The sequence below is a fragment of the Mesorhizobium sp. B263B2A genome, assembly GCF_020165775.1.
GTDB classification, from domain to species: domain Bacteria; phylum Pseudomonadota; class Alphaproteobacteria; order Rhizobiales; family Rhizobiaceae; genus Mesorhizobium; species Mesorhizobium opportunistum.
Genome location: NZ_JAIUIU010000006.1, coordinates 40,199 through 52,558 on the forward strand (window position 1 = coordinate 40,199; position 12,360 = coordinate 52,558).

At 63.0% G+C, this 12,360-nt stretch carries 16 protein-coding genes; 8 read left to right on the forward strand and 8 right to left on the reverse strand.

What is annotated here, in order from left to right; all coding sequences use genetic code 11:
- Nucleotides 1-19 precede the first annotated feature (19 nt).
- Genes aroQ through aat form a run of 4 tightly spaced genes read left to right on the forward strand, consistent with a single transcriptional unit; the run spans nucleotide 20 to nucleotide 2,923 of the window.
- Nucleotides 20-454, forward strand: coding sequence for a type II 3-dehydroquinate dehydratase (gene aroQ / locus LB568_RS12555; RefSeq protein WP_015318037.1), 435 nt, complete (start codon nucleotides 20-22; stop codon nucleotides 452-454).
- A gap of 26 nt (nucleotides 455-480) precedes the next feature.
- Nucleotides 481-939 carry an acetyl-CoA carboxylase biotin carboxyl carrier protein gene (accB, locus tag LB568_RS12560; protein WP_013895761.1) on the forward strand — a complete coding sequence of 153 codons (459 nt, stop codon included), beginning with the start codon at nucleotides 481-483 and terminating at the stop codon, nucleotides 937-939.
- Nucleotides 940-949: 10 nt separating this feature from the next.
- Nucleotides 950-2,293 (forward strand): acetyl-CoA carboxylase biotin carboxylase subunit, encoded by a 1,344-nt coding sequence (accC, locus tag LB568_RS12565; RefSeq protein WP_023764297.1) that lies wholly within the window; start codon nucleotides 950-952, stop codon nucleotides 2,291-2,293.
- A gap of 12 nt (nucleotides 2,294-2,305) precedes the next feature.
- Nucleotides 2,306-2,923, forward strand: a complete 618-nt coding sequence (gene aat, locus LB568_RS12570) for a leucyl/phenylalanyl-tRNA--protein transferase (protein WP_224730286.1) — start codon at nucleotides 2,306-2,308, stop codon at nucleotides 2,921-2,923.
- Between the two features lie 3 nt (nucleotides 2,924-2,926).
- Here aat and LB568_RS12575 read toward each other — a convergent pair whose 3' ends face one another.
- From LB568_RS12575 to LB568_RS12585, 3 genes are all read right to left on the reverse strand, one after another.
- Nucleotides 2,927-3,316 (reverse strand): hypothetical protein, encoded by a 390-nt coding sequence (locus LB568_RS12575; RefSeq protein ID WP_224730406.1) that lies wholly within the window; start codon nucleotides 3,314-3,316, stop codon nucleotides 2,927-2,929.
- A gap of 75 nt (nucleotides 3,317-3,391) precedes the next feature.
- On the reverse strand, nucleotides 3,392-3,970 hold the full coding sequence (locus LB568_RS12580) for a DUF2155 domain-containing protein (RefSeq protein ID WP_140573548.1): 579 nt from the start codon (nucleotides 3,968-3,970) through the stop codon (nucleotides 3,392-3,394).
- Between the two features lie 158 nt (nucleotides 3,971-4,128).
- The gene (locus tag LB568_RS12585) at nucleotides 4,129-4,527 is read right to left on the reverse strand and encodes an NADH:ubiquinone oxidoreductase subunit NDUFA12 (protein ID WP_224730287.1); all 399 of its coding nucleotides are present in this window, start codon (nucleotides 4,525-4,527) and stop codon (nucleotides 4,129-4,131) included.
- A 232-nt stretch (nucleotides 4,528-4,759) separates the two neighbouring features.
- Here LB568_RS12585 and panB point away from each other — a divergent pair, with 232 nt between their 5' ends.
- Nucleotides 4,760-5,626, forward strand: a complete 867-nt coding sequence (panB, locus tag LB568_RS12590; protein WP_224730288.1) for a 3-methyl-2-oxobutanoate hydroxymethyltransferase — start codon at nucleotides 4,760-4,762, stop codon at nucleotides 5,624-5,626.
- Complete coding sequence (panC, locus tag LB568_RS12595; RefSeq protein ID WP_224730289.1) at nucleotides 5,623-6,474, forward strand: pantoate--beta-alanine ligase; 852 nt, start codon at nucleotides 5,623-5,625, stop codon at nucleotides 6,472-6,474. The genes panB and panC overlap by 4 nt, the downstream gene beginning before the upstream one ends.
- Nucleotides 6,475-6,562: 88 nt before the next feature.
- Here panC and LB568_RS12600 read toward each other — a convergent pair whose 3' ends face one another.
- The 3 genes from LB568_RS12600 to gatB all read right to left on the reverse strand — a co-directional run bounded on the left by LB568_RS12600 (nucleotide 6,563) and on the right by gatB (nucleotide 9,413).
- Nucleotides 6,563-7,261: an AIM24 family protein gene (locus tag LB568_RS12600; RefSeq protein WP_224730290.1), complete on the reverse strand. Its 699-nt coding sequence runs from the start codon at nucleotides 7,259-7,261 to the stop codon at nucleotides 6,563-6,565.
- 156 nt (nucleotides 7,262-7,417) lie between these two features.
- Nucleotides 7,418-7,909, reverse strand: a complete 492-nt coding sequence (locus LB568_RS12605; protein ID WP_224730291.1) for a GNAT family N-acetyltransferase — start codon at nucleotides 7,907-7,909, stop codon at nucleotides 7,418-7,420.
- 4 nt (nucleotides 7,910-7,913) lie between these two features.
- Nucleotides 7,914-9,413, reverse strand: a complete 1,500-nt coding sequence (gene gatB, locus LB568_RS12610) for an Asp-tRNA(Asn)/Glu-tRNA(Gln) amidotransferase subunit GatB (protein WP_224730292.1) — start codon at nucleotides 9,411-9,413, stop codon at nucleotides 7,914-7,916.
- A 281-nt stretch (nucleotides 9,414-9,694) separates the two neighbouring features.
- Here gatB and LB568_RS12615 point away from each other — a divergent pair, with 281 nt between their 5' ends.
- On the forward strand, nucleotides 9,695-9,952 hold the full coding sequence (locus tag LB568_RS12615; RefSeq protein ID WP_013895772.1) for a YjhX family toxin: 258 nt from the start codon (nucleotides 9,695-9,697) through the stop codon (nucleotides 9,950-9,952).
- Between the two features lie 46 nt (nucleotides 9,953-9,998).
- Here the strand turns inward: LB568_RS12615 and LB568_RS12620 are convergent, their stop codons facing one another.
- Nucleotides 9,999-10,430, reverse strand: coding sequence for a CBS domain-containing protein (locus LB568_RS12620; protein ID WP_013895773.1), 432 nt, complete (start codon nucleotides 10,428-10,430; stop codon nucleotides 9,999-10,001).
- Between the two features lie 87 nt (nucleotides 10,431-10,517).
- A complete protein-coding gene (locus LB568_RS12625) occupies nucleotides 10,518-11,273 on the reverse strand; it encodes a rhomboid family intramembrane serine protease (RefSeq protein ID WP_224730293.1) in 756 nt (251 codons plus the stop codon).
- A 393-nt stretch (nucleotides 11,274-11,666) separates the two neighbouring features.
- On the opposite strand from LB568_RS12625, the gene LB568_RS12630 reads away from it, so the two are divergent.
- Nucleotides 11,667-12,299, forward strand: coding sequence for a PAS domain-containing protein (locus LB568_RS12630; RefSeq protein WP_140573532.1), 633 nt, complete (start codon nucleotides 11,667-11,669; stop codon nucleotides 12,297-12,299).
- Nucleotides 12,300-12,360: the final 61 nt, after the last annotated feature.

Genomic DNA, 12,360 nt, shown 5'->3' on the forward strand with positions numbered 1-12,360 from the left:
CCGAAAAAGGTCGGCTTTTTTGAAAACGGTTTTCGTCCTGAACGGTCCCAATCTCAACGCGCTCGGCAAGCGCGAGCCGGGCATCTATGGCGGCAAGACGCTTGCCGCGATCGCCGACGACTGCAAGCAGGCGGGCGCGTCGCTTGGGATCGAGATCGATTTCCGCCAGTCCAACCACGAGGGCGACCTCGTCGACTGGATCCAGGAAGCCGGAGACAAGGCTGCCGGCATCGTCATCAATCCAGGCGCCTACAGCCACACCTCGATCGCGATCCACGACGCCATCCGCTCGATCGCGCCGCTGCCGGTCGCCGAAGTTCATCTTTCCAACATCCACGCGCGGGAACCATTCCGCCATGTCTCCATGGTCGCGCCGGTCGCCGTCGGCATGATCTGTGGCTTTGGGCCGCTCGGCTACACGCTGGCGCTGCAGGCGCTGGCCGCGCGCCTATGACCGGCCCACAAACAGAAGGCTCGAAAATGTCGATAAAGAAGACCGGTGTTGACCAGCAGCTGATCCGCGATCTGGCGGGCATACTGAACGACACCAACCTGACCGAGATCGAGGTTGAACTGGGCGACCTGAAGGTGCGCGTGTCGCGGCAGGCGCCCGCCGTCCACGCGATTGCGGCCCCCCAACCCGCCTATGCGCCAGCGGCAGCCGCTCTGCCCGTGGCCTCGGCCCCGGCGGCCGCGGATGTGTCGAAGAACGCGGTGGCTTCACCGATGGTCGGCACCGCCTACCTGGCGCCCTCACCGGACGCCAAGCCGTTCATCGAGATCGGCCAGAAGGTCAAGGAAGGCCAGACGCTGCTGATCATCGAAGCGATGAAGACGATGAACCAGATCCCCTCGCCGCGCGCCGGCACGGTGACGGCGATCCTGTTCGAGGACGCGACGCCGGTCGAATACGGCATGCCGCTTGTCGTGATCGAGTAGAGCGGGCCGGATGTTCCAAAAGATCCTCATTGCCAATCGCGGCGAAATCGCCCTTCGGGTGCTGCGCGCCTGCAAGGAACTCGGCATACAGACCGTGGTGGTGCATTCGACCGCCGACGCCGACGCCATGCATGTCAGGCTTGCCGACGAGAGCGTGTGCATCGGCCCGCCGCCGTCGCGCGACAGCTATCTCAACATCCACCAGATCGTCGCGGCCTGCGAGATCACCGGCGCCGACGCCGTGCATCCAGGCTACGGCTTCCTGTCGGAGAACGCCAAGTTCGCCGATATCCTGGCTGCCCACAACATCACCTTCATCGGCCCGTCCGGCGACCATATCCGCATCATGGGCGACAAGATCGAGGCCAAGCGCACCGCCAAGCGCCTCGGCATTCCGGTGGTGCCGGGTTCCGATGGCGCCGTGACCGAGGAAAAGGAAGCCAAGCGCATCGCCGCGGAGATCGGCTATCCGGTGATCATCAAGGCATCGGCCGGCGGCGGCGGACGCGGCATGAAGGTTGCCCATACCGAGGCCGACCTCGAGGTCGCCTTGCAGACGGCGCGCTCGGAAGCGGGCGCCGCCTTCGGCGACGACGCCGTCTACATAGAGAAATACCTGCAGAAGCCGCGTCACATCGAGGTGCAAGTGTTCGGCGACGGCTTTGGCCGCGGCGTGCATTTCGGCGAGCGCGACTGCTCGCTGCAACGGCGCCACCAGAAGGTCTGGGAAGAGGCCAATTCGCCGGCTCTCAACGCCGAGGAGCGGTCCCGTATCGGCAGCATCTGCGCCACGGCCATTGCCGATCTCGGCTATTCGGGCGCCGGAACGATCGAATTCCTGTACGAGAACGGCGAGTTCTATTTCATCGAGATGAACACGCGCCTGCAGGTGGAGCATCCGGTGACGGAAGCGATCACCGGCATCGATCTCGTCCACGAGCAGATCCGGGTCGCCTCCGGCGGCGGACTTTCGGTCAAGCAGGAAGACATCAAGTTCAACGGCCACGCCATCGAGTGCCGCATCAATGCCGAGGATCCGCGTACCTTCACGCCCTCGCCAGGCACCATCACGCATTTCCACACGCCTGGCGGCCTCGGCATCCGCGTCGATTCCGGCGTGTATTCCGGCTACAGGATCCCACCCTACTACGACAGCCTGATCGGCAAGCTGATCGTGCATGGCCGCAATCGCGTCGAGTGCATGATGCGGCTGCGCCGCGCGCTCGACGAATTCGTCGTCGACGGCATCAAGACAACCTTGCCGCTGTTTCGCGATCTGGTCGGCAATGCCGACATCGCCAATGGCGACTATGACATCCACTGGCTGGAAAAATACCTGGCCAAGGAAGAGTAGTCCGGGGACGCGATGACCCGCCCTTACGCGCCTGGCTATCGCATCCCCACGGACCTCCTGCTCAAGGCATACGCCTCGGGCGTCTTTCCCATGGCCGAAAGCGCTGCCGACCCGGAGGTGTTCTGGGTGCGGCCGGAAACGCGTGGCATCATTCCGCTGCATGGATTCCACACGCCGAAGAGCCTGAGGAAGACAGTCCGCAAAAACCTGTTCGACATCCGCTTCGACTTCGACTTCGAGGCGACGATCGACGGCTGCGCCGAAAAGCGCGAAGAGCGCCGCTCCACCTGGATCAACGCGCCGATCCGCGAAGCCTATGTACAACTGCACCGCATGGGCCATTGCCATTCGGTCGAGGCCTGGCGCGAGGAGCGGCTGGTCGGCGGCCTCTATGGCGTGTCGCTGGGGCGGGTGTTTTTCGGCGAAAGCATGTTTTCCAAGGAGACGGACGCGTCGAAGACCTGCCTCGTGCATCTCGTCGAACGCTTGAAGACGCGCGGCTTCGCGCTGCTCGATACACAGTTCACCACCGAGCACCTCAAGCGCTTCGGCGCCGTCGACGTGCCGCGCGGCAAATACGAGAAGATGCTGGCCGAGGCCCTGAAGGGCGAAGCGGTCTTCTTTCCGTAGGGATCAAGCCTTATCGGCCGTGGCCTCGATCGGGGTCTGCGAATGGAACATCATCTTCCAGCCGTTGACGCGATGGACGTAGCCGGTGCTGACCAGCGCGGCATAGGGTTCGCCATTCTCCCGCGTCGCATGCGCCTCGTAGGTCAGCATGATGACGTCACTGCCCGGCTCGATTATGCCCTTGAGCTCGATATCGAGGTCGCGCCATCGGTTGGGATTGGTCGCCGTCTTGGCCAGATCGGCATTGTCCATCGCTCGTGCCATCCGCGGAAATGCCACCAGGCACTCCGTGTCGACATTGGCCGCATAATAAGCGGCATCGCCCGTCCAGAAGCCTTTTTCGAGTTCGAGCAACTCTTTCTTGCTGGCAGTGATCCGCTTGCTGTCCGACATCGGACTGTCCTCCGGGCGCATCGATGCGCGGTCGTCCGTGGCCCAACGCATGATGACCATGACGGTTCCCGGGGATCAGTTTGTGTCGGTGGTGTCCGGCTCCGTGGGATCGGGCTGTTCCACATCCGGGCTGACCTCAGCGTTCGGCTTGGCGGCAGCCGGCTTCGAAGCGTCGGCCTTGGTGGCGTCCGGTTTAGTGGCATCCGGCGCCGGCACATCGGACTTCTGCTTGCACGCCTTCAGCCAGACGTCATAGACGGCATGTTCGACGGCGTTAAGACCCGGGCTTTCGGCAAACATCCAGCCGGTGAAGATGCGGCGAATCTTGCGGTCCAGCGTGATCTCGTCGACCTCCACGAAGGAGTCCGTCTTCGGCTCCTCGTTCTGCGGCCGGGAATAGCAGACACGCGGCGTCACCTGCAAAGCGCCGAATTGCACCGTCTCGTCGATATAGACATCGAAGGTGATGATGCGGCCAGTGATCTTGTCGATGCCGGCGAACTCGGCAACCGGGTTGGTGATGCGGTCCGATCCCGCGGGCGGAGCCGGCGCGGGTGCCGCGGGTGCGGGCGAAGCGGCAAAGGCGGCGGTGCTGACGGCGAGGCTGGCGGCTACCGTCAGACCGCCTGTCGAGATTCGGTTGAAAAAGCTCATGCAAGGGTACCGGTGGTTCGCGCCCAGGTGATTCCGTCGATCGCCAAGGCTATTCGCCGTTTTCTGATGAGCAAGCAGCTAAACACCAATTGTGGCGATAAAGGACCGGCCTGCACTTCGTGCTGTGACAAGTCGGGGCGCCGTTACGAGCCGGGCCGTTACGACCCGGGCGTCCAGGCGTCGTAGTCGCCGGTAACCTGCGGGCGGTGCTGGTTGGTCAACACCGAGCCCTTCGGGCGATAGGCCGCCGGCGTTCCGGTCAGATTGGACTGATGCGATTTCTGCCAATCGCGCGGCTTGTAGTCCTCGCTAGAGGGCGCGACGTCGACACGGTGATGGATCCAGCCGTGCCAGCCGGGCGGAATGGCCGAAGCTTCCGAATAGTTGCGGTAGATCACCCAGCGGCGCGTACGGCCTTCCGAATCGATACCGCCTTCGTAATAGACGTTGCCCGTCTCGTCCTGGCCGACCTTCTTGCCGTACCGCCAGGTGTGCAGGCGCGTTCCCAGCGTCTGGCTGTTCCACCAGGTGAAAAATTGCGTCAGGAAAGTCTTCATCTCAGAACCCTCGCGCTGGCGGCGCCTGTTTCCTGCTTATGGCGTCAGGCCTTCGGGAAGGCAAGGGTTTTGCCACGCAGAGCGCGCAAATGGCGCGCCCGGGATCGACACCGACTTGTGATCTTTCCACATAACGGGATGCGCGCTTGCCAAGTCTTCCCGGTGTTTCTAAAGCTCGGCGCGGTCCGCGCGGCAGTATCCAAACTGACCGCGAGCCCAACGGAGGTGACGATTGGCCACGGAATTGCCGACCACCGACAGCCGCATCAGTCCAAGCCTGATTCGCCAGCGCAAGGGAGGTACGCCTCTCGTTTGCCTCACGGCCTACACCTATCCCGTCGCCCGCCTGCTTGATCCCCATGTCGACCTGCTTCTGGTCGGTGACAGCGTCGCCATGGTCCTGCATGGCCATCAGACGACGCTGGGCGCCTCGCTCGAGATGATGATCGCGCATGGGCAGGCCGTGATGCGCGGCTCCGCCAGGGCCTGCGTGGTCGTCGACATGCCGGCCGGCACCTATGAGGATTCAGCTGCACAGGCCGTTGCCTCGGCGCGGCGCATCGTCGACGAAACCGGCTGCCAGGCAGTCAAGCTGGAAGGCGGCGTCGACATGGCCGGACGGATCGCCGCGATCGTGGCCACCGGCATTCCGGTCATGGGCCATATTGGCCTGCTGCCGCAATCGGTCGAGAAGGAGGGTGGCTACAAGATCAAGGGCCGCACTGACGAGAATGTCGCGGCGCTGGTGGCGGACGCGCTGGCAGTCGAAAAGGCCGGTGCGTTCTCGGTGGTCATCGAAGGCACCATCGAGGCGGCCGCCGCCGACATCACGCGCCGCATCGCCATTCCGACCATCGGCATCGGCGCCAGCGCCGACTGCGACGGCCAGATCCTGGTCATCGACGACATGGTCGGGCTGACCGTCGATCGCGTGCCGAAATTCGTCAAGGAATATGCCGATCTGCGCAGCGTGATCGCGCATGCCGCCGCGCGCTACGCATTAGAGGTGCGAAGCCGGACATTTCCCGGTCCTGCCCATGTCTTTTCGAGTTCAAAACTCTTTTCCCGCACGAACACAAGTGGCGGAGATGACGCATGAGCCGGCCTGACGTCGTCGACAGCGTTGCCGCCCTTCGCGCGCGGATCCGTGACTGGCGGCGCGATGGGCTTCGCGTCGCCATGGTGCCGACCATGGGCGCATTGCATGAAGGGCATCTCTCCCTGATCAGGATCGCACGCGAAAGAGCCGAGCGCTGCGTGGTGTCGATCTTCGTCAACCCGGCGCAGTTCGCACCGAGCGAGGATCTCGACAAGTACCCACGCCAGCTCGCCCGCGATCTCGATATGCTGGCGACGGCCAGGGCCGATCTTGCCTTCACACCGACTGTCGATGCGATGTATCCCGCCGGCTTTGCCACCAGGATTTCGGTCGGCGGCCCTTCCGCCGGGCTCGAATCGGATTTTCGCCCCACCTTTTTCGATGGCGTCGCCACCGTAGTGGCCAAGCTGTTCCTGCAGGCAGCGCCCGACTTTGCCGTCTTCGGCGAAAAAGACTATCAGCAGCTTTGCGTCGTCAGGCAGCTCTGCCGAGACCTCGACCTGCCCGTGGAAATCATTGGCGCACCGACCATACGCGATCCGCATGGCCTCGCCATGTCGTCTCGCAACGCTTATCTCGGCGAGGCCGAACTCCAGATCGCTCGCCAGCTCAACGTGGTCCTGCGCAAGACAGCAGCGGCGCTGGCGGCGGGCGCCGGCCAGAAAGACACAATCGCCGAAACCCGCAGCACCTTGATCGCCGCCGGCTTCCAGACGGTCGACTATGTCGAGGCCCGTGAGAGCCTGACGCTCGGGCCATGGCGGCGCGACCGCGCGGGCCGCGTTCTGGCCGCCGCCTGGCTTGGAAAAACCAGGCTGATCGACAATGTGGAAATTGCCTCCGCCTGATGTAACAACCGACGGCCAGTGCGGCATGATCCGCGAATTGTCGCCGCCCTTGCGCTCACGCTGCGGGGCCTGAAACTCCGATCGCCGCCTATTCCTCGGTCGGCATATGCAGGTACATCGACTGGATTCCCACCCGGCCCGGGCCGGTGAAGCGGTTGACGATGAAATTCACGTTGGCGCCGAAGAAGCCGCTCGACAGGCGGTCGATCTTGGTTTCCATCTTGACCGAGGTGTCCTTGAACAGCCAGCCGCCCGGCTCGATGTCGATGGTCTCGCCTGGTGCAAGCGTCTTTTCGAAGACATTGCCGTAGCCGTGCAGCCAGACGATGCCGTCGCCGGCATCGCCGCGAAAACGGTCGATGAAAAAACCGCTCTGTCCGAACAGCATCGTCGCCAGGCCGCGCACCCGCTCGAACGTGTAGTCGACATTGCCGGTAGCGGCGAGAAACTGGTGTTCGCGCACCTGGATCTCCTCGCCGCGCCTGAGATGGATCGGCACGATGTGGCCTGGCCCGTCGCGGCTGAAGGCGATGATGCCCGCCCCCGACGCCTCGGTGACGAAGATCTGCATGCCGGCCATCATGCGCTTCAGCGCGCCCTTCAGCGATTTCAGCCCGATGGTGATGGTGGAGTTCTTCCACAAAAGGATGTGGTGCTCGAAATAGACCGGCATCTGCGTCACATCGACGGAAAGCACGGGCACCAGCTCGCCCGCTATATGATAGGTGACGCCACCAAAAGTTTCGTCCGACACCTGTGTCGGCATCAGTTCCGGCAAGCTTGGCATGATCCCCCCAACGCCGCCTTGCGTGCCGGTTCATTCCGGCTTCCGCACGGTCAGCTGAGGCAGCTTTGGGGCCGGAGCCAAGGGGCGTCAAACGAAAACAGCCCCTCCACAACGCCGCTCGCGCGAAGGTGATCCAGGCCGGTCCGCCGGAAGGAATCAGCCGGCGAGCGGCCGGTGATACACGAGCGTCGCCTCACCAGTGGCGCGTGCGCGTTCGCCGGCATCGCCGGACCGCACGAAGCCATTCGCCTCGTAGAAGGCGATGGCGTGCGTGTTCCGCTTCTCCACCTCCAGACGGACGGCCTGGGCTTCGGGGAAGCATTCGATGACCTCGTCGAGGAGCATGCCGCCAATGCCCCTGCCCTGCAGGGTTGGAAGCACGTAGAGCTGTTTCAGGACAACCAGTTCTCCGCCATCGACGCTTTCGGCAAAAGCCACGCCGCCAATGCGCTTGCCGTCATCGGCGACGAGGAATTCGCTGTTCGGCTTGATCAGCCGCGCCTTCAGCGCGGCGATCGAATGCCATTCCTCGGTTATCGCGGTGACCCGCGCGGAGCCGTAGATGGCGTCATAGGTCGCGTGCCAGGTTTCGACCAGCAACGCCCGGATGGCAGCAAGGTCACGATCCCCTGCGGTGCGAACGAACATGGCCCTACTCGATGCCGAGCTTGGCCTTGACGAGGTCGTTGACCGCCTGCGGGTTGGCCTTGCCGCCCGTTGCCTTCATCACCTGGCCGACGAACCAGCCAGCCATCGTCGGCTTGGCGCGCGCCTGCTCGACCTTGTCGGGATTGGCTGCGATCACCTCGTCGACGGCCTTCTCGATGGCGCCGGTGTCGGTGACCTGCTTCATGCCGCGGCTCTCGACCAGCTGGCGCGGATCGCCGCCCTCGTTCCAGATGATCTCGAACAGATCCTTGGCGATCTTGCCGGAGATCGTGCCGTCCTTGATCAGGTCGATGACAGCACCAAGCTGGTCGGGCGAAACCGGAGCGTTTTCAATATCCTGGCCGGCCTTGTTCAGTTGCCCGAGCAGATCGTTTATGACCCAGTTGGCGGCGAGCTTGCCGTCGCGGCCGGCGGCCACCTTCTCGAAATAGTCGGCGATCGGCTTTTCCGAGACCAGGATCGAGGCATCATAGGTCGAGAGGCCGAGCGAGGCGATCAGCCTCGCCTTCTTGGCGTCGGGCAATTCCGGCAACTCCTTGGCCAGCGCATCGACATAGGCCTGGTCGAACTCGAGCGGCAGAAGATCGGGATCGGGGAAATAGCGGTAGTCGTGCGCCTCTTCCTTGGTGCGCATGGAGCGCGTCTCGCCCTTGACGGCATCGAACAGGCGCGTCTCCTGGTCGATCTTGCCGCCATCCTCGAGGATGGCGATCTGGCGCCTCGCCTCGTAGTCGATGGCCTGGCCGATGAAGCGGATCGAGTTGACGTTCTTGATCTCGCAGCGTGTGCCGAATTCGCCGCCGGGCTTGCGCACGGAGACATTGACGTCGGCGCGCATCGAGCCTTCGTCCATGTTGCCGTCGCAGGTGCCGAGATAGCGCACGATGGTGCGCAGCTTGGTGACGTAGGCCTTGGCCTCGTCGGCGGAGCGCATGTCGGGCTTGGAGACGATTTCCATCAGGGCTACGCCCGAGCGGTTGAGATCGACATAGGACATCGTTGCATGCTGGTCGTGCATCGACTTGCCGGCATCCTGTTCCAGATGCAGGCGTTCGATGCCCACCTCGATGTCCTCGAATTCGCCCTGGCGATCAGGACCGACGGAGACGATCACCGTGCCCTCGCCGACGATCGGCTGCTTGAACTGCGAAATCTGGTAGCCCTGGGGCAGATCGGGATAGAAATAATTCTTCCGGTCGAAGACCGACTTGTGGTTGATCTGCGCCTTCAGGCCGAGGCCGGTGCGGATCGCCTGCTTGACGCATTCCTCGTTGATGACGGGCAGCATGCCGGGCATCGCCGCATCGACCAGGCTGACATTGGCGTTGGGGGCCGCGCCGAAAGTGGTCGAGGCGCCGGAAAACAGCTTTGCTTCCGAGGTCACCTGCGCATGGACCTCGAGGCCGATGATGATCTCCCAGTCACCGATAGCGCCGGGGATCAGGCGTTTTGCGTCGGGCGTGCGGGTATCGATGAGTGTCATGGTAGCCTGCGCTTCTAGCTCGCGAATATTGCGATTTTCGCGAATTTGGGTGTTGGCCTTCGCTAGTGCAAACCGCCCGGCGAGACAAGCGCAAAGCCGCAGGCTGGCCTTTTCTGACCTGTTCGCCTATGGGACTCCCATTCCAATGGAGAGTGGATGTCCACTTACGCTCAGTCCCGGTAAGGCCCTGACCTCGTAGCGAGGCAGGGCAGAAAACCTGAAACCCCGTGCCGCGAAGCTCCGCGGCGGCGGCTTTTTTTGTTTTCCCGGAAAACTCTCCCATGGATATTTCGCGCACTGAACAGCGCATCCTGCACCTGCTTGCGCAGGGCGGACGCATTGAAATCGAAAAGAACCAGAAGAAGCGGATCGCCTCCGTCAAATGCCTGACCCGTGACGGCTGGCATTATCCGGGCGTCGATCTCGACCTGTTTCGAAAACTGAAACGCAAGAAGGCGGTTTCGTCGTCGGGTGGCGGTCCCTACCGCATCACAAGGCGCGGACTTGAACTCGTCCGCTCCGAACTCGACAACAGGTAGCCTTGTGCCGCCGGCCGGAATACCGACCGGCGGTTTCCTTCGCCGCTCAGGCGGTGGCGATGTAGGCGCGTATTTCCTCGGCCTCACGCTCGACATCCTCGATGCGGCGCTTGACCACGTCGCCGATGGATACGATGCCATCGAGCAGGCCGTCCTTTTCCACCGGCAGGTGGCGGAAACGCCCCCTGGTCATGATCTCCATCACCTCGTTGACGGTGTGGTTCTCGTTGCAGATCTTCACCTTCGGCGTCATGGCCGAGCGCACGGGAATGTCGAGCGCGGCGCCACCTTCCCTGGCGACCACCCGCACGATGTCGCGTTCGGACAGGATGCCGACGATCTTGTGATCGCCGTTGGTGATGACCAACGCGCCGATCTTGTGTTCGGCCAGGATGCGGATGGCTTCGCTCAGCTTTTCGTTCGGCCCGAGCGTCAACACGTCATGGCCTTTTCTTTCCAGAATTGCCTTAACCGTCATGGCGTCCTCCTCTGCTTCGCCTGCCGGTTCCCTGCCCAGACCGGCCTCACGCAAGAGTGAACATCGTGCGCCGTGATCGGTTGCATTTCAAGTGCGGTCGAGGCTCTCCCATTCCGGTGCCTGCCATCCTCTGTCGAACCACCGCAGGCCGAAAAAGCCCGCGATAAAGCCGCCAATATGAGCCTCCCAGGCAATCTGGCCATCTGTTCCCGGCGCGAAGCCAAGAAGGCCGGTGGCGAGGTTGATGATCATCCACATGGCAAGGAAGATGACGACGCCGCGCGAGCGCAGCACGATCGAGACCGGCAGCACCGGGCCCGCGAAAGCCGCCTTGCCGGCCGAACGGTCGGTGTGGAAGCCAAAACGCGCCGCGGCACCCATCATGCCCGATATGGCGCCGGAAGCGCCGACCAGCGGCGCCTGTCCGTAGGGATGCATCGCCCAGAAGAGGCCCACGGAAGCCAGCCCTGTCACGGCGAAAAACAGCGCGAACCTGAGTGCGCCCAGACGATTGGCCAGCGGCGAGCCGAAAGCCGCGAGCCAGACCATGTTGATGGCGATATGGGCAAAGCCGCCATGCATGAAGGCATAGGTGAAGGGCCGCGTGAACAGGAACCAGTCGAAGCCGTATTGTCCGGTGTAGAGGACGGGAATGAAGGCCCCGTCATACAACAGCGTCATCTGCTGCGTGTCGTTCAGCACATACTGCTGCAGCAGAAAGACAGCCGCGCAGATGCCGATGATCGCGAGCACCACCGGCGGCAGGTTGAACACCGGCTCGCGACGCCGCTCCGGCTCCAGGCCGGCCTGTTCCATTTCGGGGGGACTTTCGGGTTCGCTCATAAGCGCCAGCACTCGATCCAGGGAATTCAGTCGGGCGAGCATCTAGACCACTGGCAGCCAACTCACAAAGGGCGAATCGCCCCAGCGCGAATCAAAAAAGAAGCCGTCCAAGGTTTCCCTTGAACGGCCGGTCGAGCCCCCTGCTCCCCTAAAACTCTTGACTGAAGTGCTGCCGATCGTCGCGAAACGACCGCTTCTGGAGTGGTTTTGGTGTGCCACAGGGCTCGCCCGGGCGCAACGTAAACCACTTGTTAACCTTAACGGCCCCGACCCGTGAACAAGTGTTAACGACGCTGGCACGCTTCCTGCTCGGCAACGCATGTAGGTCATCGGAGGGCGCCCTTCTGTTCACCGATGGGACATCAGACGACAGAACGCGCGGAGCTGCATAGCATGAACCAGAACGGATCGATCACGCTGTTCCACTATTGGAACCGCCTGCGTGACGGACGCCCCGCTCCGAAGCGGTCGGAGGTCGAGCCGGCCGACATCAAAGCGCTGCTTGCCGATACGTTCATCCTGGAACGGGACACGCGCGGGCAACCCGTGTTTCGCCTGGCCGGCACCAGGCTGTGCGCCTGTTATGGCCGCGAACTCAAAGGGTTCTCGTTCCCGTCGCTGTGGCGCGAAAAGGACCAGCGGCTGGTATCGCGGCTGATCCATGGCGTCTTCGACCAGAAATCGGTCGTGCTGATCGCTTTCGAGGGCTTCAGCCGCAACGGCCGCTCCAACAAGTTCGAATTGCTTGCCCTGCCGCTTGACGGCGGTGTCGAAAACCCGCGTTGCCTCGGCGTGATCAGCGCCGTGGAGAAGCCGTTCTGGCTGGGCGCGGATCCGATCACCGACGCATTGATCGATTCGATCCGCGTCATCGACCCGGAAAAGGAACTCCTCAACAACCGCCCTGCGATCAGCGTTCCGTCGCTCGTTCCCGACGAGATCGACACGCCCGAAACGATCTCGGAACTCGGCCGCGCGCGCCGCATCCGCCATCTCGTCGTGTTCGACGGCGGACGTGAGGAATAGTTGACGATCTGCCGGCCCGACGGGCTCACTTTTCCCCTTTGTTAACCCGCTTTGTTGTAGT